At 70.8% G+C, this 19,518-nt stretch carries 20 protein-coding genes; 6 read left to right on the top strand and 14 right to left on the bottom strand.

Going from position 1 to position 19,518, the window contains the following annotated elements:
* Positions 1-99: 99 nt before the first annotated feature.
* The 8 genes from manD to EDF31_RS03890 all read right to left on the bottom strand — a co-directional run bounded on the left by manD (position 100) and on the right by EDF31_RS03890 (position 9,085).
* Positions 100-1,452 (bottom strand): D-mannonate dehydratase ManD, encoded by a 1,353-nt coding sequence (gene manD, locus EDF31_RS03925; protein ID WP_228504708.1) that lies wholly within the window; start codon positions 1,450-1,452, stop codon positions 100-102.
* Positions 1,449-2,753, bottom strand: a complete 1,305-nt coding sequence (locus EDF31_RS03920; RefSeq protein WP_131845272.1) for a mannitol dehydrogenase family protein — start codon at positions 2,751-2,753, stop codon at positions 1,449-1,451. Before EDF31_RS03920 ends, manD begins: the two co-directional genes overlap by 4 nt.
* Positions 2,750-3,637 (bottom strand): sugar phosphate isomerase/epimerase, encoded by an 888-nt coding sequence (locus EDF31_RS03915; RefSeq protein WP_131845271.1) that lies wholly within the window; start codon positions 3,635-3,637, stop codon positions 2,750-2,752. The genes EDF31_RS03920 and EDF31_RS03915 overlap by 4 nt, the downstream gene beginning before the upstream one ends.
* A complete protein-coding gene (locus tag EDF31_RS03910; protein ID WP_131845270.1) occupies positions 3,634-4,836 on the bottom strand; it encodes a Gfo/Idh/MocA family oxidoreductase in 1,203 nt (400 codons plus the stop codon). Before EDF31_RS03910 ends, EDF31_RS03915 begins: the two co-directional genes overlap by 4 nt.
* The gene (locus tag EDF31_RS03905; protein ID WP_131845269.1) at positions 4,833-5,672 is read right to left on the bottom strand and encodes a sugar phosphate isomerase/epimerase family protein; all 840 of its coding nucleotides are present in this window, start codon (positions 5,670-5,672) and stop codon (positions 4,833-4,835) included. The genes EDF31_RS03910 and EDF31_RS03905 overlap by 4 nt, the downstream gene beginning before the upstream one ends.
* A gap of 85 nt (positions 5,673-5,757) precedes the next feature.
* On the bottom strand, positions 5,758-6,717 hold the full coding sequence (locus tag EDF31_RS03900) for a carbohydrate ABC transporter permease (RefSeq protein WP_165901164.1): 960 nt from the start codon (positions 6,715-6,717) through the stop codon (positions 5,758-5,760).
* Positions 6,714-7,730 (bottom strand): sugar ABC transporter permease, encoded by a 1,017-nt coding sequence (locus EDF31_RS03895; protein WP_131845268.1) that lies wholly within the window; start codon positions 7,728-7,730, stop codon positions 6,714-6,716. Before EDF31_RS03895 ends, EDF31_RS03900 begins: the two co-directional genes overlap by 4 nt.
* Positions 7,730-9,085: an extracellular solute-binding protein gene (locus EDF31_RS03890; RefSeq protein WP_131845267.1), complete on the bottom strand. Its 1,356-nt coding sequence runs from the start codon at positions 9,083-9,085 to the stop codon at positions 7,730-7,732. Before EDF31_RS03890 ends, EDF31_RS03895 begins: the two co-directional genes overlap by 1 nt.
* A 230-nt stretch (positions 9,086-9,315) precedes the next feature.
* Here EDF31_RS03890 and EDF31_RS03885 point away from each other — a divergent pair, with 230 nt between their 5' ends.
* Together EDF31_RS03885 and uxaC are read left to right on the top strand one after the other, a co-directional pair.
* Positions 9,316-10,314, top strand: coding sequence for a LacI family DNA-binding transcriptional regulator (locus tag EDF31_RS03885; protein ID WP_111084911.1), 999 nt, complete (start codon positions 9,316-9,318; stop codon positions 10,312-10,314).
* A gap of 71 nt (positions 10,315-10,385) precedes the next feature.
* Positions 10,386-11,825, top strand: a complete 1,440-nt coding sequence (gene uxaC, locus EDF31_RS03880; RefSeq protein ID WP_131845266.1) for a glucuronate isomerase — start codon at positions 10,386-10,388, stop codon at positions 11,823-11,825.
* Here uxaC and EDF31_RS03875 read toward each other — a convergent pair.
* Positions 11,815-12,423 (bottom strand): GNAT family N-acetyltransferase, encoded by a 609-nt coding sequence (locus EDF31_RS03875; protein WP_131845265.1) that lies wholly within the window; start codon positions 12,421-12,423, stop codon positions 11,815-11,817. The two genes, uxaC and EDF31_RS03875, sit on opposite strands and share 11 nt — an antisense overlap.
* Positions 12,420-13,208, bottom strand: coding sequence for a sugar phosphate isomerase/epimerase family protein (locus tag EDF31_RS03870; protein ID WP_165901320.1), 789 nt, complete (start codon positions 13,206-13,208; stop codon positions 12,420-12,422). Before EDF31_RS03870 ends, EDF31_RS03875 begins: the two co-directional genes overlap by 4 nt.
* 77 nt (positions 13,209-13,285) lie before the next feature.
* Between EDF31_RS03870 and EDF31_RS20280 the strand changes: the two genes are divergently transcribed.
* Together EDF31_RS20280 and EDF31_RS20275 are read left to right on the top strand one after the other, a co-directional pair.
* A complete protein-coding gene (locus EDF31_RS20280; protein ID WP_243649842.1) occupies positions 13,286-13,612 on the top strand; it encodes a class I SAM-dependent methyltransferase in 327 nt (108 codons plus the stop codon).
* A gap of 6 nt (positions 13,613-13,618) precedes the next feature.
* The gene (locus EDF31_RS20275) at positions 13,619-13,882 is read left to right on the top strand and encodes a hypothetical protein (protein WP_243649841.1); all 264 of its coding nucleotides are present in this window, start codon (positions 13,619-13,621) and stop codon (positions 13,880-13,882) included.
* Between the two features lie 39 nt (positions 13,883-13,921).
* Here the strand turns inward: EDF31_RS20275 and EDF31_RS03860 are convergent, their stop codons facing one another.
* The 3 genes from EDF31_RS03860 to EDF31_RS03850 form a co-directional block, all read right to left on the bottom strand.
* Entirely contained in the window at positions 13,922-14,299 is a 378-nt protein-coding gene (locus tag EDF31_RS03860; protein ID WP_123340626.1) for a type II toxin-antitoxin system death-on-curing family toxin, read from the bottom strand.
* Positions 14,296-14,499 carry a ribbon-helix-helix protein, CopG family gene (locus EDF31_RS03855; RefSeq protein ID WP_185002705.1) on the bottom strand — a complete coding sequence of 68 codons (204 nt, stop codon included), beginning with the start codon at positions 14,497-14,499 and terminating at the stop codon, positions 14,296-14,298. The genes EDF31_RS03860 and EDF31_RS03855 overlap by 4 nt, the downstream gene beginning before the upstream one ends.
* 244 nt (positions 14,500-14,743) lie before the next feature.
* Positions 14,744-15,283: a gluconokinase gene (locus EDF31_RS03850; protein WP_131845263.1), complete on the bottom strand. Its 540-nt coding sequence runs from the start codon at positions 15,281-15,283 to the stop codon at positions 14,744-14,746.
* A 109-nt stretch (positions 15,284-15,392) separates the two neighbouring features.
* Between EDF31_RS03850 and gndA the strand changes: the two genes are divergently transcribed.
* Positions 15,393-16,850: an NADP-dependent phosphogluconate dehydrogenase gene (gene gndA / locus EDF31_RS03845; RefSeq protein ID WP_131845262.1), complete on the top strand. Its 1,458-nt coding sequence runs from the start codon at positions 15,393-15,395 to the stop codon at positions 16,848-16,850.
* 96 nt (positions 16,851-16,946) lie between these two features.
* On the opposite strand, the gene EDF31_RS03840 is transcribed toward gndA, so the two are convergent.
* Positions 16,947-17,591 carry a hypothetical protein gene (locus tag EDF31_RS03840; RefSeq protein WP_123294712.1) on the bottom strand — a complete coding sequence of 215 codons (645 nt, stop codon included), beginning with the start codon at positions 17,589-17,591 and terminating at the stop codon, positions 16,947-16,949.
* Positions 17,592-17,761: 170 nt separating this feature from the next.
* Between EDF31_RS03840 and EDF31_RS03835 the strand changes: the two genes are divergently transcribed.
* Positions 17,762-19,387: a molybdopterin-dependent oxidoreductase gene (locus EDF31_RS03835; protein ID WP_131845261.1), complete on the top strand. Its 1,626-nt coding sequence runs from the start codon at positions 17,762-17,764 to the stop codon at positions 19,385-19,387.
* The last annotated feature ends 131 nt before the right edge of the window (positions 19,388-19,518 follow it).

Raw genomic sequence — 19,518 nt, 5'->3', positions numbered from 1 at the left:
CCACTTGTTGCAGGAACGATACTGCCGGAGGCCACTGACGCAACGGTTTCTGTATGCATGGCGACCGCGAGGTACGAGCACCTCGCGGTCGCGGCGGGGTCACCAGTCGTGGACGGTGCCGTCGGCCAGGCGGTTGAACGGCAGGTAGGCCTGCTCGTACGGGTACTTGCCGGCCTCGTCGACGTCGAGGCTGACCCCGAGGCCGGGCTCGTCACCGGGGTGCAGGTAGCCGTCCGTGAAGGTGAAGGTCTGCTGGAACACCTGGTTCGTCTGCGGGCCGTGCTGCATGTACTCCTGGATGCCGAAGTTGTGGATCGCCATCCCGAGGTGCATCTGGGCGGCCAGGCCGACGGGCGAGATGTCGGTCGGCCCGTGGAACCCGGACTTGATCTGGTACATCGCGGCGTAGTCCATCGTCTTCTTGAGCGGGGAGATGCCGCCCATGTGCGTGACGGCTCCGCGGACGTAGTCGATGAGCTGGTCGCGGATGATGTCCTTGAAGTCCCAGATCGTGTTGAAGACCTCGCCGATCGCGAGCGGCGTCGTGGTGTGCTGCCGGACGAGCTTGAGTGCCTCTTGGTTCTCGGCGGGGGTGCAGTCCTCGAGCCAGAACAGGTCGTACGGCTCGAGGGACTTGCCGAGCTTCGCGGCCTGCAGCGGGGTCATCCGGTGGTGCCCGTCGTGCAGGAGCGGCAGTTCGGGTCCGAACTCGTTCCGGACGGCCTCGAACACGGTGGGCACGTGGCGCAGGTAGGCGCGGGTGTCCCAGTCCTCCATGGCGGGGAAGGCTCCGCGCTGGGCTGGCTCGAAGTCGTACCGGACACCCTCGTTGCCCTCGGTGGTCTTGTTCGACGCGATGCCGTAGATGCTCTCGAGGCCGGGGACGCCGGTCTGCACGCGGATGGAGCGGTAGCCCTCCTCCTGGTGCTCGCGGATCGAGTCGAACAGCTCGGGGAGTTCCTTGCCCGAGGCGTGTCCGTAGGCCATCAGCCCGGTGCGGGAGGCACCACCGAGCAGCTGGTACAGCGGCATGCCGGCGACCTTGGCCTTGATGTCCCAGAGCGCCATGTCGACCGACGCGATCGCGGCCATCGTGACCGGGCCGCGACGCCAGTACGACGAGCGGTACAGGAACTGCCAGGCGTCCTCGATGCGGCTGGCGTCGCGGCCGATCAGAAGCGGCACGACGTGCTCGGACAGGTACGCGGCGACGCCGAGCTCGCGGCCGTTCAGCGTCGCGTCGCCGAGGCCCGTGACGCCGTCGGCGGTCGTGATCTTCAGCGTGACGAAGTTCCGGTTCGGGCTGGTGACGATGACCTCGGCACGCTCGATGAGCTGGCCGCGGTCGGCCGACGCCCACGTGTCCGGACGCCCGGAGGTGTGCCCGGTCGCCGCGCCGGTGTCGGCGGCGCCCGGCACCGGGGCCGCGGGGTTCGTGGTGGTGTCGGTCATGCGTGGACTCCTTCGTCGGTGCTCGTTCGGGCGGTGCTGGTGGTGGTGCGTGCGGTGGTGCCCGCCGCTCGGATGTCGTCGGCCGCTGCGGTGATCGCGTCGACCACGTCGGTGGTGTCGAGGTCGGGGGCGATGACGCGCAGCACGTCGCGCACGTCCGAGTCTGCCCCGGGGGCTCCGTCGTCGTCCACGAGGTCGGGCTGCGTCGTGACGTGGAGCCACCACGCGGCGATCGCGGTCGCGGCTCCGGGGCCGATGCCGGCGAACGGCTCACGCTCGAGTCGGCGCCGCACGACGTCGACGACCCGGACGGGGAGCTTCTGCGACCCGCCGGACGCGATCTGCCGCAGGGTGTGCCGGATGCGGGGGTTCTGGAACCGGTCCACCAGGGCGGCACGGGCGTCGGTGACCTCGTCGGCAGGCAGGGGCAGTTCGCGGGCGGCCTCGTCCCACAGCTGCTCGACGGCGGCACGGCACACCGGGTCGTCCATGGCCGCGGCGACGGTCTCGTGCCCACGCTGGAGCCCGAGGTACGCGAGCAGCGAGTGCGAGCCGTTCAGCAGCCAGAGCTTCCGCTGCTCGTACGGGGTGACGTCGTCGACGATGCGCACGCCGGCGGTCTCCCACGCGGGGCGGTCGATCCCGTCGAAGGCGTCCTCGAGCACCCACTCCGCGAACGGCTCGGTGACGACGGGAACCCGGTCCGCGGCGAGCGCTCCCGGCAGGGCGGCGAGGCCTTCGACGTCGGCGTCGGTGGTCGCGGGGGTGATCCGGTCGACCATCGACGACGGGAACGAGACGTTCGCCTCGATCCACGCGCGCAGTCCGGGGTCGGTGGTGGCGCCCAGCACGGCCTCGCGCAGCACCGCGCCGTTGTGCGTCAGGTTGTCGAGGCTGACCAGCGCGATGCGCCCGCCGCCGGCCGTGCGCCGGGCGTCGAGCCCCGTGACCAACCGGGCGGGGACGTCGGAACCGGACCGGTAGCCCTGCTCGGTGACCGTCAGCGTGACGATGGTGGTCTCCGGGGACGCGACCACGTGCCTCCAGGCCGTTTCGTCGCTGCCCGGGTGGGCGGCCACGATCGTGTCGACCACCTCGGCGTCGTCGCCGGTCGCAGCACGCGTGACCAGCGTGTACCGGCAGTCCTGCGCAGTGAGGGCGTCCGCCGCCGCGGGCGAGCGGCCGGTGAAGGCGGTGATGCCCCACGGCTCCCCCGTGGTGTGGGCCGTGTACCAGGCGAGGTGGGCGCGCGCGAACGCCCCGACCCCGACGTGCACGATGCCCGGTCGGCGATCGGTCATGCCGACACCGGGACGAGGGACCGCAGGTACGCCAGGTTGTCGGCGGTCCGGGCCTCGAGGGGCAGGTCGGTGGAGAAGTCCTCGATGGTGACCCAGCCGTCGTAGCCGACCTGGCGGAGGGCGTCGAGGTACTCGGAGACGGACGCCTGCCCGGTGCGCAGCGGCGCCCACTCGTTCTGCCAGATCGTGCTGCCGTCGGCGCGGGTGTCGCCGGTGTCGACCCAGCGGGCGTTCTTCACGTGGGCGTGCGCGAGGTACGGGCCGAGGAGTTCGAACGCGGCGAGGTGGTCCTCCTGCCCCTCGATGACCAGGTTGCCGAGGTCGTGGATGACACCGATGTGCTCCGGGTCGAGGCCGTCGACGAGCCGCAGCGCCGCCGAGGCCGAGGGCGTGATCGTCATGTGGTGCAGCTCGACGAGCACCTTGACGCCGAGCTCGGTCGCCCGGGTCACCGCCCACTCGAGGTCGGCGCGGGTGCGGTCGAAGATCTGCCCGTACGTCTCGCCGGTGCGTTCCTTCTCCTGCCGGTACATCGGCATCGAGACCCGCACCTGGCGGGCGCCGAGCTCGCTCGTGACGCGGAGCATCGTCTCGACGCCCTCGTGGTCCGACGCCTGCTGGTAGCCGCCGATGCCGGAGTACTCGAGGCCGGCGGCGTCGGTGATCCGCGCGATCTCGCCGACCTGGTCCTGGATGCCGGTGAACTGCCACGTGGAGTTGTTGCCGGCCCAGAACGAGCGACCGGCGGGCACGACGGCGCCGTCCGCGGGGCGGTCGTCGACGATGCGCCACTCGACGCCGTCCCAGCCCTGCTCGGCCAGCGTCGAGGCGGCCTGCGAGGGGGTCCAGTCGGGGGTGGAGGCGGTGAACACGGAGAACTTCATCGGGTGGCTCCTTCGGTCGCGGTGGCGGTTGCGGGCGTGCCGACGACCGGCACCACGTCGTCGTACTTTCCCTCGATCACGTCGTCGATCCGGACGGGCTGCCCGAGCGTCGCGCTGACGTACAGCCCGCGGACGGTGGCGAGCGACACGAGGGCAGCGTCGACGGTCACGCCGGGCGCACGGCCCTCGCGGATCGCGGCCACGATGTCGGTGTACTGCCGGCCGTGCCCTGCGGCGAAGTGGTCGGGCTCGGCCGGACCGCCGACGACGTGCTCCGGCGGGACGACGTCGTCCTTCTGGTCGACCGCGCCCGCGACCGCCGAGGCGTTCGAGGTGGTCGACGCGGACTCCAGCGTGGCGGCGTCGGGTGCGATGTGGAAGTAGGCCAGGCGGTCGTCGTCGACGATCGCCGACCCGTGCGTGCCGTACACGGCGTAGCGGGCGGAGAGGCCCGGGTACGCGGCGGTCGTGCAGTGGATGACGCCGAGCGCGCCGCCGGCGAACCGGACGGTGGCGACGGCGGTGTCCTCGACCTCGATGCGGTCGTGCGCGAGCAGCCCGGTCTGGGCCGAGATCTCGACCGGACGGCCGAGCGCCCAGACGAGCAGGTCGACGGTGTGCACGCCCTGGTTCATCACGGCGCCACCACCGTCGAGCGCCCAGGTGCCGCGCCAGTCGCCGGAGTCGTAGTAGCCCTGCGACCGGTACCAGGCGACACTCGCCAGGCCGGAGGTCACGGTGCCGAACCCGCCGTCGTGGGCGGCTGCGGCGACGGCGGCCGAGGCCGGGTCGAAGCGGTGCTGGCTGATGACGCTCGTGACGAGTCCACGGTCGCGTGCCGCCGCGGCGAGCGCGGCGATCTGCCGGGCCCGGGGCATCGTGGTGTCGAGGGGCTTCTCGATGACGACGTGCTTGCCGGCGGCCAGGGCGGCCTCGGCGAGCTGCACGTGCATGCCGGAGGGCGAGCAGATCGCGACGACGTCGATGTCGGTCTGCGCGATCGCTTCCTCGATGGTGGACGTCGTGACGGGGCGGGTGACGCCCATCGCCTCGATCTCGTCGGCGGCGCTCGTGGCGGCGGCGGGGATCGCGTCGACGAGGGCGACGACCTGCAGGTCCGGGTGGTGGACGGCGACCGTGGCGTGGTGGCGTCCGATGACGCCGGCGCCGACGACTGCCAACTTCAGTGGGGTGGTCATCGCAGGGTGACTCCGATCTGGTCGGTGAGGGTGCGGAGGGCACGACCGGCGCGACCGAAGGCCGCGGGGCCGGAGAACCCGCCGAGGGAGGTGAAGTCGCTGAGGTGCGGCTCGAGCGAGGCGTAGCCGGAGTACCCGGCGTCGCGCAGCGCGGTGAGGGTCTGCAGCAGTTCGCCGTCACCCTCGCCCGCGGGGACCACCGACGAGTCGTCGGCCAGTGCGTCCTTGACCTGCAGGTAGTCGACGTAGGGCGCGAGCTGCGCCCACCCGTCGGTGAACGGCTTGACGCCGCACTGCACGTAGTTCGCGTTGTCCCAGGCCAGTCGGAGCGCCGGGGACCCGACGCTCTCGACGATGTCGAGCACGCGCGAGGGGACGTCGCCGTAGATGTCCTTCTCGTTCTCGTGCAGCAGGGTCACGCCCTCGCGTGCGGCGAGGTCGGCCAGGGCGCGCATCCGGACGAGGACGTCGTCGCGGACGTCCTCCGGCTGCCGGCCCTCGAAGTAGAACGAGAAGATCCGGATGTTCGTGGTGCCGAGGGCGTGCGCGGCGGCGATCGCGCGACCGAGCCGTCCGACCTCGTGCTCGACGGGCTCGTCGACGGAGACCTTGCCGATCGGCGAGGCGATGGCGGACACGGTCTGTCCGCGCTCCTCGAGCAGGCGGTGGAGTCCGGCGAGCTGGTCCTCGTCGAGGTCGACGACGTTCACGCCCCAGGCGCTGCGGACCTCGATGGCGCTCGCGCCGAGCGCCTGCAGGACCGCGACCTGGACGACGGGGTCTGAGTCGATCTCGTCGCCGAAGCCGGAGAGTTCCCACGTGGGCTGGTCGGTCATGGTGTCCTTTCGTGTCGGACGGGAGGCGCGTGGCGGGGCCGCCACGGGCCTCCAGTCCGGTTCTGGGTTGCGGTGACTGCCGCGCTCACTTGACGGAGCCGGCCGTCAGACCGCCCACCAGGTAGCGCTGGAAGATGAGGTACAGGGCGACGACCGGCACGGCGCAGACGATCGAGGCGGCCATCATCTGGCCGTAGATCGGGACAGCACCGCCCTCTTGCGCGGTGCCGAGCACCTGCAGGACCACGGCCACCGTCCGGGTGTTCGGGGTCGTCATGATCGTGGAGAACAGGACGTCGTTCCAGCCGAGCAGGAAGGCGAAGATCGCCGAGACGACGATGCCGGGCCACGACAGCGGCAGGACGATCTTCGTCAGGATCTTCGTGCTCGAGGCGCCGTCGATGCGGGCGGCCTCCTCGAGTTCCTTGGGCAGACCACGCAGGTAGGTGACCATCACCCAGGTCGAGAACGGCAGGGCGAACGTCAGGTAGGTGACGAACAGACCCCAGCGGGTGCCGATGATCTGCACGCCCGTGGCACTGGCGATGTTCGAGAACACCACGAACACGGGCAGCAGCAGGAGCGTGCCCGGGATCGACTGCAGCGCGAGGAGCCCACGCAGGATGGTCAGGCGGCCGAGGAACCGGAACCGGACCAGCACGTACGCGGTGGACACGGCGAGCGCCGCACTCGCGATGGCGACCGCGCCGGCGGTGAGCATCGAGTTGACCAGCCCCTCGCCCAGGGCGACCGTCGACCAGATCTCGACGTAGTTCGACAGCGTGAACTCGGACGGGAAGTACTCGCCGCGGGCGACCGCGACGTCCGAGTTCACCGAGCCGAACAGGATGTACAGGACCGGGACGGCGATGAACGCGATGATGATCGCGATCACCACGATGAGCAGCCAGCGGGGCAGGAGCCGGGTGACGTCGGTGTCGTAGGGGCGCTTGTGGCGTCGACCGGGTGCGGTGATGCTCTCGGTCAGGGTCGACGTCGGGCGGGTCCGGGTGGTGCCGGCGAAGGATGTGCTCTGGGCGCTCATGCTCGTGCTCCGTCGATGTCGGCGGCGGTCGGGGCGGCGGCGAGCGTGGCGCGGTCGGCGCGGCGCTGCTTCCGGTTGGGGCCCGCGTCGTCACCGGTGTCGAGCTTGACGGCTCGCAGGTAGACGAACAGCGGGATGGCGACGATCACGAGGGAGCAGATCGCCATGGCCGCGGACAGACCGAAGCGGAACGACTGGAAGCTCGCGATGTACGTCAGGACGGGCATGACCTCGACGCTCGACGGCAGCGGGATGCCGAACAGCACGAACGGCAGGGTGAAGTTGTTGATGTTGTGCAGGATCGCGATGATCACCGCCAGGCTGAGCGGCCCGCGCAGGTACGGGAAGATGATGTAGCGGAGCTTCGCCCACCAGGTCACCCCGTCGAGCGCGGCGGCCTCGTGCACCTCGTTGTCCACGGCCTGCAGTCCGGCGAGCGACAGCAGGTAGACGAACGGCCAGCTCGTCCAGATCATCACGCCGGCCAGCGCCCAGTACGACGCGGAGCCGTTCAGCCAGAGCACGTCGGTGTGCAGGATCGAGTTCACGACGCCCTGCGGCTGCAGCATCGTGCGGAAGAACGTGCCGACGACGAACGCGGGCAGCACGTAGGGGATCAGGTAGATCGACCGGACGAGGCCGCGCCCCGGGAACCGGTTCTGCGTCGAGATCGCCGCCGCGACGCCGATCGGCACGGTGACCGCGGTGACCAGGACGGACAGCGACACCGAGATCCAGATCGAGTGGAGCAGGGGCGAGTTCGTGAAGGCCTCGGTGAAGTTCGCGAAGCCGATGAAGGGGGCGCTGAACCACTGCCGCAGCGTGTACTGGTCCAGGTCGAGCATCGCGATGTAGAAGCCCACCAGGAGCGGCACCACGATGACGGCGAGCATGAGGACCCCGCCGGGGATGAGCATCCAGAGCGGACGCTCCTTCTTGTACAGCGGCGTCGTGCCGTGCGGGCGGACCGTCTGCTCCGTGCGCTGCGGCGGTCTGGTCTGGATGCTGGTCATCACAGACCTCCGTTCTTCTGACGGTCGAGGGTGGACTGGGCGTCCTTCTGGGCGTCCTGCAGGCGCTTGCGGAGCTGGTCGTCGGTGACCTCGCCGCTCTTGAGCGACGGGATCGACTGCACGACCACGTCGACCAGGGCGAGCTGGATGTCGGACCAGGCGCCGGTGAAGGCGGTGGGCTTCGACAGGCGGCCCGCGTCGATGATCGGCTTGAGCTGCGGGTTGTCTGCTGCCAGGTCAGAGGCGGCGGACGCGTTGGTCGGCAGGTTGCCGAACAGGTCGTAGTACTCGAGCTGCGCCTTCGGTGCGCTGAGCTGCTTGACGAAGTCGAAGGACAGCTGCTGCTTCGTGCCGTAGTCGGCCACGACCCAGTTGTCGCCGGACAGGATGCTCGCGGCCTCGATGCCGTCGGCCGGGCGCTTGCTGGCCCCCGGCGGGACGGTGGGGAGCAGGGCGAACTCGTACTTGCCGTCGACCTTGGTGTCCTTGAACGAGTTGATCGCGGTGGTGGTCGTCATCGGGAAGAACGCGGCCTTGCCCTCGGTGAACTGGGCCAGGGCCTGCGCGTTGTTCCAGCCGATCGCGGCCTTGTCGACGACGCCGTCCTTCGTGACCCAGTCGAAGTAGGTCCGGTACGCGTTCTCGACGGCGTCGCTGTCGATCTCGGCCTTCGAACCGTCGACGATGGTGTTGCCGGCGTTCTGCGCCATGCCCCACACGAACTTCCACGGGTCGAAGCCGTCGGCGTAGGCGATCGCCAGGCCGTGCCGACCGTCACCGGTGGTGGCCTTCGCGTCCTCGGTCAGCTCATCCCACGTGGTCGGCATGTCGGTGATGCCGGCCTTCGCGAGCAGGTCCTTGTTGACGGCCATCACGAACGGACGGCTGGCGAACGGGATCCCGATCTGCTTCGAGTCGCTCGGCCCCGAGATGCCGAACGAGGCCGGGTCGAACTGGTCCTTGCCGCCGATGGCGTTCCACTCCTTCGATCCCATCTCGACGAAGGCACCGGTGGCGTAGGCGGTGGGGGTGAACGTGGTGCCGATGGCGTAGACGTCGGGGCCCTGGCCGGAGATGACGCTGGTCTGGATCGCGGTCAACTCCTCTTGCGCGGACGAGTAGGTCTCCCACTGGATGTCCGCACCGGTGGTGCGCTTGAACTCGGCAGCGGTGTCCTGCTGCCACTGCTTGCGCTCCTTGGGGTACGTGGTGTCCGCGCCCATCATCACGCGGAGGGTGTTCGGGTCGTCGCCGCTGCCGTTCACGACGGCGCAGCCCTGCAGGGAGAGAGCGGCGAGGGCGATCACCGCGACGGCACCGACGAGGGTGCGGGGCTTCAGCCGTGTTCTGTTCATCCGGGGGCTTCCTCCTCGAGACCTCCTCCGGGCGGCGCTGCCCGGTGGCACCACTGTTCCGCCGTTGGCAACATCCGGCAACCGGTTGCCACTTGTTGCCAGACGCGAATACGTTCGGCCTCGTGAGCGACACAGACATCGACGTCTCCGGCGCCGGCAGCGGCCTCGGCACGCGATCCGACGCGAGCGCCGACACGAGCGCCGGCGCCGGTTTCAGCGCCGCCCGGCGCGTGACCATCCGGGACATCGCCGACGCGACCGGCGTGGCCCCGTCGACCGTGTCCCGCGCACTCTCGCTGCCCGACCGCGTGAACCACACCACGCAGGAGCGCATCCAACGCGCGGCCCGCGAACTCGGCTACGTCGCCAACTCGCAGGCACGCGCCCTGACGTCCGGCCGCACCCGGGCCGTCGCCGTGCTCGTCTCCGACATCACGAACCCGTTCTACTTCGACGTCATCCGCGGTACGCAGCACCAGCTCGCCGGCGCCGGGTGGACGCAGTTGCTCGTCGACACCGAGGAGTCCGCCGACGCCGAGCTCGCCACCCTGAGCTCGATCGGCGCGAAGGCCGACGGCGTCGTCCTCACCGCCTCACGGCTGTCCGACGCCCAGATCGCCCGGTTCGCCGAACGGATCCCCCTCGTCGTCGTCAACCGTCGCCCCGCCGGGGTGCCCTCGGTGCTCATCGACACCCCCGGCGGCGTCGAGCAGGCCGTGCAGCACCTCGTCTCCCTGGGCCACCGCGACGTGCTCTACGTCGCCGGTCCGGACAGCTCGTGGTCGAACGAACGCCGGTGGAAGGCGCTCGTGCGCGTCGCGAAGCGCCTCGGGGTCCGCGTCGCCCGCATCGGGCCGCACGCGCCGTTCGTCGACTCCGGAGCCGCAGCCGCCGACGCCGCCGTGCACGCCGGGGCCACGGCCTGCATCGCCTTCAACGACCTGATCGCGATCGGCATGCTCGCGCGGCTGCGGGAACGGGGCGTCCGCGTCCCCGAGGACATGAGCATCGTCGGCTGCGACGACATCTTCGGTGCCGACTTCTGCAACCCGCCGCTCACCACCATGACCTCGCCGATCGAACGCGCCGGCCGGGTCGCGATCCGGATGCTGCTCGGCCGGCTCGGTGCGATCCCCGCCGACGAGCTGCCCGGTGAGCACATGACCGGCGCCGTCGCACTGCCCACCCACCTGACCGTCCGGGAGTCGACGGGTCCCGCGCCCGCCTGACGCCGGCGCACGCCCTTCCCCGCCGTTCTCCCGTTCCCCGCCGTCCCGGCCGTTCCCCGAAGGAGTCGATGATGACCCAGACCAGCACCGCCACCCGTCTCGCCCCGCACCCCGACCGGCTGCTCCCCGCCGACCCCGGTGCACGCCAGGTGGCACGGACCGTCTACGACGCGGTCAAGGACGCACCGATCATCTCCCCGCACGGCCACGTCGACGCGGCGCTCATCGCCGCCGACCAGCCGTTCAGCGACCCCGCGTCGCTGCTCATCACGCCCGACCACTACGTGCTCCGCCTGCTGCACGCGAACGGGGTGGACCTGGCCGCGCTGGGACGCGCGGACCGGTCGGGGACCAGCCCCGTGCCTCCCGGTCGCGCCATCTGGCGGAACCTGGCGGACCACTGGGACGACTTCCTCGGCACCCCCGTCCGCTACTGGTTCGAGACCGAGCTGCACGACGTCTTCGGACTGACGGAGCAGCCGTCGGCGGCGAACGCCGACGCCCAGTACGACCACATCGCTGGCCTGCTGGCCTCCCCCGCCTTCCGCCCGCGCGCGCTGTTCGACACCTTCGGCATCGAGGTCCTCGCCACCACCGACGGCCCCGCCGACGACCTCGCCGCGCACGCGCAGCTCGCCGCCGACCCCACGTTCACCGGCCGGGTGGTCCCCACGTTCCGCGCGGACGCCGTGTTCGACCCGTCGCGGCCGGACTGGAGGCCCGTGGTCGCGTCCGTCGGCGAGGCCGCCGGCATCGACACGGGTACCCACGCAGGGCTGTTGGCAGCACTCCGCGCACGTCGCCAGCACTTCATCGAGCACGGCGCGACGGCCACGGACACCGGGGTGCTCGACGCCGGATCGTCGCCGTTGTCCGCCACGTCGCGCGAGCGTATCCACGCCGAGGCGCTCCGCGACCCGTCTTCCGTCTCCGAGGCGGACGCCACCGCGTACCGGCACGACATGCTCTACCGCTGGGCCGAGATGAGCGTCGAGGACGGCCTCGTCATGCAGCTGCACCCCGGCGTCATCCGGAACCACCACGCACCGACGCTCGAACGCTTCGGCCCGGACACCGGCCACGACCTGCCCGCCGTCGGCTCCTTCACCACGCCGCTGCGGCCGCTCCTGGAGTCCTTCGGCACCGCGCCGGGCTTCCACCTCGTGCTGTTCACCGTCGACGAGACCGTCTTCTCGCGCGAGATCGGCCCGCTCGCCGGCTTCTACCCCGCCGTGTACGCCGGAGCACCCTGGTGGTTCATCGACACCCCGGCGGCGATCGGCCGCTACCGTTCCGCGATCACCGACTCGGCGTCGTTCACGAAGACCTCCGGGTTCATCGACGACACCCGGGCGTACTGCTCCATCCCCGCGCGGCACGACATGGCGCGGCGAGCGGACGCGGCGCACCTGGCGTCACTCGTCGTCACGCACGAGATCTCGGAGGAGGACGCCGTCCGCACCGCGGGGCGGATCGTGTCCGACATCCCGCGGGCGACGTTCAAGCTGTAGCCGGACGAGCGCGGCGGGGGTGCACCGTGCGCTGCATGAGCACGCGGGGGAACCCGTCGAGCACGGACGTCGTGTCCGCCGCGTGCTGGAACCCCGCCCGCTCGAACACCCCGCGGGTGCCGACGTAAGCCATCGTCAGGTCGACCTTCGCGCCGCCGTTGTCCACCGGGTACCCCTCGACCGAACGTGCTCCGTGGTCGCGGGCGAAGTCCACGGCCCCGGCGAGCAGGGCGTGCGAGATGCCCTCGCCACGGTGCCCCGGCCGGACGCGCAGACACCACACACTCCACACGGTGTCGTCGTCCGGTTCGCCGAGGTGCGGGATCCTCCGGTTCCGGGCGAAGGTGGTGTCGACCCGCGGGTGCACACCCGCCCACCCCACGACCTCGTCACCGTCGTGGGCGAGGACCCCAGGCGGGACGTCCTGTGCGAGCAGCTCCTGCACCCGGTCGCCACGAGCCGTCCCGCGCAGCGACTGGTTCTCGGCGGACGGGATGCGGTAGCTGAGGCACCAGCAGACGTTCGCGTCCGGACGCTTCGGGCCGACCATCGTCCGGACGTCGTCGAACACCGTGGCCGGACGCACCTCGATGGTCATGGCACGAGCATGGCACCGGCCCGACGGACGCGTTCCAGCGCGGAACGGATCTCGGCTTCGGCGGTCTCGGCGTCGAGCGCCCACCGGCACTCGAGCGAGACGGCGCCCCGGTACCCGCCGTCGTGCACGGCGGCGAGGAACTCGTGCCAGACGTCGTCGACCGTGCCGGGTGGCCGACGGTCCGGGTCGCTGAGGTGGACGTGTCCGATCCGGTCGCCGTGGCGCCGCAGGACCTCGAACGACTCGCCCTCGTTCCGGATGTGGAACAGGTCGGCGACGACACCGACGCCGCCGAGGGCTGCACCGTCGAGGAAGGTCACCGTCGCATCGACCGTGTGCAGGACGTTCGTCTCCGCGCGGCTCAGGGGTTCCACCACGATGCGCAGGTCGTTCGCGGCGGCCACATCGCGTGCGGTCCGGACCACCTCGCCGAACCGGCGCAGGGCGTCGTCGCCCGCCATGCCGTCGGGAGCGTTCCGAGCGGTCCCCGACCCGAAGACGATCGTCGCGCCCGGTTCCGCGACCGACCGCACGATCGGCAGGACCGACTCGAAGTACGACCGGACCGTCCCGAGCTCCGTGGTCAGCAGCGGGAGGTCGCCGGGCACCAGGACGGCGAAGGACGGGAACCGCTGGCCGGCGTAGACCTCGTTCCGCCGCCACCCCGTTCCGTCGCGGACCGCGAGGTTGCCGGCGATCGTCGGCTCCACGTGGTCCGCGCCCGCGCGGCGGACCACCTCGGTCAGTTCTGCCCCGGCCACGACGCCGAGTCCCCTGGACGACATGCGGTCCATGCAACTCGTCCGAGGTGCCGACGGCGACTGTTGCCGTCCGTTGCCACCGGCGCCGGTACGGTCGGACGATGGACCTCGACGTGACCGCTGCGTACGGCGACCGTGCGGGCGAGTACGCGGAGGTCCTCGGATCGATGTCGGCCGTCCAGGACGAGGACCGGACACAGGTCGAGGCCTGGGCGTCGGGATCCGGTGCTCGCATCCTCGACGCAGGGTGCGGGCCGGGGCACTGGGCCGCACACCTGGCGGATCGTGGGCACGCAGTGATCGGCATCGACGCGGTCACACCCTTCGTCGAGCACGCACGACGTGCGCACGACGGCGTCGACTTCCGCCTGGGCGCGATCGAGTCCACCGGTCTCGACGACGGCAGCGTCGACGGGGTGCTCGCCTGATACTCCGTGATCCACCACGATCCGTCCTGCGTCGGCGAGGTCTTCGCCGAGTTCCGCAGGGTGCTCCGGCCGGGCGGCGGCCTGCTGGTCGGGTTCGTCGAGGGGCCTTCGATCGAGTCCTTCGACCACGCGGTCGTCACGGCGTACCGGTGGCCGACGGGCGCGCTGGCGGAGGTCCTCGAGGACCACGGGTTCGACGTGGTGGACGTCCGGGCCCGGGTCGATCAGGGACAGCGGCCGCACGCTGCCATCCGCGCGAAGCGGCGGTGAGGTGCCTCAGCCGGCGGTGCCATCCGCTGAAGCCGTCGTTCAGGCTTCAGCAACCAGCGATTGCAGCACCGCGGAGATGTCCGCAACCGCGTCCAACTCCCCCTCGGCGATGGCGATGATCAGTTCGTACGCCTCGTCGTTCGTCGCGCGCAACCGAAGCCCGTTGACCCCGAGGAACACCACCAGCAGCATCAACCCCAGGCGCTTGTTGCCGTCGACGAGTGCATGGTTCCGAACCGCGGAGTGCACGAGCGCTGCCGCCTTCTCGAGCAACGACGGATAGGCGTCGCGTCCACCGACCGAGGTCGCTGGTCGGGCCACCGCGGCCTCGAGGAGTCCAGCATCTCGGATGACGAAGTCCGGCCCCAACGTCCGCCGAGCGATGTGCAGCGCTTCGTCGATCGTCAGGTGGATCATCGTCCGAGTCGCTCGAGCGCCTCGGCGAAGTTCGGCAACTCGCGGTCGAGGACCCCGTCGATGAGGTCACGTCGGCTGTGGTGCTCGATGTACTCGCGGATCGCTTCCCGCGCGATGTCCTGCATCGATCGGGCTTCGAGGTCGGCCCGGGTTCGGAGCGCAGCCGCCTCGGCATCGTCCAGTCGAAGGGTCATGGCCATGCGCAGGACGGTATCACAGTTGATACCACGGTCATCGATCAGCAGCACCGACCGGCGTCCCTTCGCTCGAGGCGTCGACGTCGATCTCGATGGTGGGGTCGACGCGTGGCGGCTTGATGCGACCTGTCACTGGATTGTTCACTGTCATGATCCGAGTGTTGCGCGGTCGCTTCTCCGCCGGGGGAAGGTCTGAGAGAGGTTGTGGACGATCCCTTGCGAGGACTTCACTGTGGAGAAGTGAGGCTCAGCCGGAAGTGACCGACAGCGCCGCGAGGATCGTCGTCACCGTGTCGTCGACCGGCCCGTCGATGGAGACGTCGACGGCGGCCTCGTCGGCCTGCGGCCGTTCGAGCGTCGCGAACTGGGAGTCGAGCAGCGACGACGGCATGTACTCGTGGTGCCGGTTCGCCTGCCGCTCGGCGATGAGATCGTGCGAGCCGTCCAGGAACGCGATGACGAGGCCCGGAGCCGACTGCCGGAGCCGATCGCGGTAGACGCGTTTGAGGGCCGAGTTGGCCATCACGCAGCGACTCCCGGACGCCTCGACGGCGGCGATCCGCGTGGCGCAGGCGTCGAGCCACGGCCAGCGGTCGTCGTCGGTGAGGGGGATGCCCTGCCGCATCTTCTCCTTGTTCGCGGCCGGGTGCAGGTCGTCGGCGTCGACGAACACGGTCGGTTGGCCCTGCTCGGCGAGCGCGTCGGCGAGCGCCTGCCCGATCGTGGACTTGCCGGAACCGGAGACGCCCATGACGAGGACGGGTGGGAGGACAGCGGTGTCGGTCATCCCTCCACAGTATTGACGGGGTGAACAGTGGTCCCCAGTTGCCGTAACACCCGTGCGGTCCCAGGGCGCCGACCGTAGGTTGGTGTCACGTCCGGACAAAGGAGACGACGTGGCAGACAGCACTGGTCAGGCGAACATCGGGGTCATCGGCCTCGCCGTCATGGGGTCGAACCTCGCACGCAACCTCGCGTCGCGTGAGGGCAACACGGTCGCGGTGTACAACCGCACCTACGCCCGCACCGAAGAACTCATCAAGGAGCACGGCGACGCCGGCTTCATCGCGTCCGAGGACATCGACGGCTTCGTCGCCTCGCTCTCGAAGCCGCGCACGGCGATCATCATGGTGCAGGCCGGCAAGGGCACCGACGCCGTGATCTCGCAGCTCGCCGAGAAGTTCGAGGAAGGCGACATCATCGTCGACGGCGGCAACGCCAACTTCCACGACACGATCCGGCGTGAGCACGACCTGCGCGAGCAGGGCCTCAACTTCGTCGGCACGGGCATCTCCGGTGGTGAAGAGGGCGCGCTCAAGGGGCCGTCGATCATGCCCGGCGGCTCGAAGGAAGCCTGGGAGACCCTGGGCCCCATCCTCAAGTCGATCGCGGCGGTCGCTGAGGGCGAGCCCTGCGTGACCCACATCGGCACCGACGGCGCCGGCCACTTCGTCAAGATGGTGCACAACGGCATCGAGTACGCCGACATGCAGCTCATCGCCGAGTCCTACGACCTGCTCCGCCGCGTCGGCGGGCTCTCCGTCGAGGACCTGGTCAAGGTGTTCCAGGAGTGGAACGGCGGCGACCTCGAGTCCTACCTCATCGAGATCACGGTCGAGGTCCTGAAGCAGCGCGACGCCGACTCCGGCAAGCCCCTCGTCGACGTCATCCGCGACGAAGCGGGTTCCAAGGGCACCGGCGTGTGGACCGTGCAGAACGCGGTCGGACTCGGCATCCCGGTCTCCGGCATCGGCGAAGCGGTGTTCGCCCGCGCAGTGTCGTCGAAGCCGTCGCAACGTGCCGCGGTGCAGCAGGCGTTCCCGGACCGGCCCGACATCGCCGAGGTCCCCGACGGCTTCGAGGACGACGTCCGCGCGGCGCTCTACGCCTCGAAGGTCGTCGCCTACGCGCAGGGCTTCGACCTGATCATCGCCGGGGCGAAGGAGTACGGCTGGGACATCAACCTCGGCAACGTGGCGAAGATCTGGCGGGGCGGCTGCATCATCCGTGCCCAGTTCCTCAACCGCATCGTCGAGGCGTACGACAAGAACCCGGAGCTCGAGTCACTGCTCGTCGACCCGTACTTCGCGAACGCCGTACAGGAGGGTGAAGCCGCCTGGCGCCGCATCGTCGGGATCGCCGCCGCGTCGGGGATCCCCGCGCCGGGCTTCTCGTCGGCGCTGTCCTACTTCGACTCGCTCGCCTCCGAGCGGCTGCCCGCCTCGCTCATCCAGGGGCAGCGCGACTTCTTCGGCGCGCACACCTACCAGCGCATCGACAAGGACGGCACCTTCCACACGCTGTGGTCCGACGACGACCGCCGCGAGGTCGACCAGGAACCGTCCACCCACTAGACCGCGGCACGACCGCACCCTCGAAGGGCCCTGCCGATCGGCGGGGCCCTTCCCACGTCCGACAGCAGTGCGCTCGGTCACGACGATGCGCTCGGTTCAGGCGACGATGCGCTCGCGCGCGAGGTCGGCGACGAGCCGGTCCAGCCGCTGCCCGCGGCCGAGCAGCCGACGGGACCCGGGAGCCGTCCGCACGAAGAAGGTCGCGACCGCCGGGGTGTCGTCCGGCCGGACGTAGTGGATCGCGACCGCGCACGCCCGACGGGCATCGGCGCGGTCACCGTCGCCGTGGACGTCCTCGATCCCGACGTGCACCACCCGGCTCCACCGGACCACGAGCAACCGTGTGGCCTTGCGGTCGTCGAGTTCCCACAGGGAGGCCTCGGTCGCCCCGAACGCCCACGTCACACGGGCACCGAGGCTCACCTCCGGCCGGACCTCGGCGATCGCGTCGCGCAGTTCGGTCGTCGGAGCCGCCGGCACGAGCCAGACCGTGGGGTCGATGCGGCGGATGGCGAGCGCGAGGGCCTCGTCAGCGTGCCGGCGACGTACCGCAGCGGCACGGAAGACCGCGACCACGATGACCGTGACGCCCAGCGCGATCGCACCGAACTCGACGATCCCGAACCAGGACAGGTCCACGTCGGGCGCCGTCGCGACGACGATGATCCGTGCGGTGAGGAGCGCCGCCCAGATGCCCACGATCACCCACCGCAACGTGGACAGGCGCTGCGCGGCCGACATCGGCGTGCGGTCGGATCGGCGGGCGCGGCCGGGGCGCGGAACTGGATCTGGACGCCTCGGCACACCCCGATCCTCGCACGGCCCGATCGGCAGGTGCTGGCCGGGGTCGGTGAACGCCCGGGGAACCGCACGCACAGCCGACGAGCGGCCAGGCGACCTACGCTCGGGCGGTGACCACCGAACGCACCACGGACGTCCCGACGCCGGACGACCCATCGACGGACGAACGCCCTGACGGAGCGCCGCTCCGTCGGCCCGTGGTCCTCGCTGCGGCCGTCGGTCTCGTGGCCGCCGCCGCCTTCCTCGGGATCGCCGAGTTCGGGGCGCTGCTCCTCGGTGGTGCCGGCAGCCCGTTGGTGGCCGTCGGGTCCGCCGTGATCGACCTCGCACCGGCCGGGGCCAAGAACCTGATGGTCGCCCTGTTCGGCACCGGCGACAAGGTCGCACTGTTCGCGCTCATGACCGTCATCGTCGCCGCGATCAGCGCCGGGGCCGGGGTCCTCGAGCGCGCTCGGCCGCCCTTCGGGGCACTGGTCTTCGCCGTCGGCGGCGTGCTCGCGCTCATCGCGGTGAGCACCCGTTCCGGCAGCGGCACGTTCGACGGCGCTCCCACCGTGTTCGGCGTGGCAGCCGCCGTGATCACCCTGCGACTGCTGCTCCGTCGGCTCCGGCGCTGGGAGGCCGCAGCGGCCGTCCCGTCGGCGTCACCGCGACCTGCCTCGACCGAGCGCCGCGCGTTCCTGGTCTGGGGTGCCGCGACCGCAGCGGTCGCGGTCGCGGTGGGCACGGCCTCCCGGGTGGGGTCGTCCGCGATGCAGGCGGTCGCCGCTGCCCGACGAGCCGTGCGCCTGCCCGCGGCGGCGACGCCCGCACCGGCCGTGCCGGGCGGCGCCTCGCTCGACGTCGACGGGATCACGCCGTACGTCACACCGAACGCCGACTTCTACCGGATCGACACCGCGCTGCGCGTCCCCTCCATCGATCCGGGTGACTGGAGCCTGCGCGTCCACGGCGCCGTCGAGAACGAGATCACGCTGACGTGGGACGAGCTGCTGGCCCTGCCGCTGGAAGAGCACATGGCCACCCTGAGCTGCGTGTCCAACGAGGTCGGCGGCGACCTGATCGGCAACGCGCTCTGGCTCGGGTACCCGATCCGGGAGCTGCTGGCCCGCGCGAAGCCGACCGGGGACGCCGACATGGTGCTGTCCCGCAGCATCGACGGGTTCACCGCCGGGACGCCGTTGGACGTCCTGCAGGACGAGGGCACCGACGCGCTGCTCGCCATCGGCATGAACGGCGAACCGCTGCCGACCGAGCACGGGTTCCCGGCACGGATGGTCGTGCCCGGGCTGTTCGGGTACGTGTCGGCGACGAAGTGGGTGACCGAGATGGAGGTCACGCGCTTCGCCAATGCGCAGGGCTACTGGACGCCGCGCGGATGGTCGGAACGCGGGCCCGTGAAGCTCGAGTCGCGCATCGACACCCCGCGGAACGGGACGACCGTGACCGTCGGTGAGCAGGTCGCCATCGCCGGGGTCGCCTGGCAGCCGCACACCGGGGTGAAGGCCGTGCAGGTCCGGGTCGGCTCGGGTGCGTGGCAGCAGGCAGAACTCGCCGAGTCGGTGTCCGCGGACACCTGGCGCCAGTGGGTGCTGCGGTGGACGCCGACCGCGGGGTCGCACCGGATCGAGGTCCGTGCCGTGAGCGCCGACGGCGAGGTACAGACGAGCGTCGAGCGGCCGCCCGCGCCGAACGGGGCTTCAGGCTGGGCATCGGTGACGGTCGACGCGAAGTAGCGCTGGCCGGAGCGGTTCGGGGGCGGGGTCGGGGGCGTCGGGTGGGGCCGTGCGGCACGCCGTCCGCTGGTCGTCGAGGTTCCGAGATCTCGGCATGTCGAGCGTTCGAACGGCCGTCTGTGCGACCTCGG

The organism is Curtobacterium sp. PhB142 (assembly GCF_004341255.1).
In the GTDB taxonomy this organism is placed as follows: domain Bacteria; phylum Actinomycetota; class Actinomycetes; order Actinomycetales; family Microbacteriaceae; genus Curtobacterium.
This window is presented reverse-complemented; position numbering and strand designations above follow the sequence as displayed.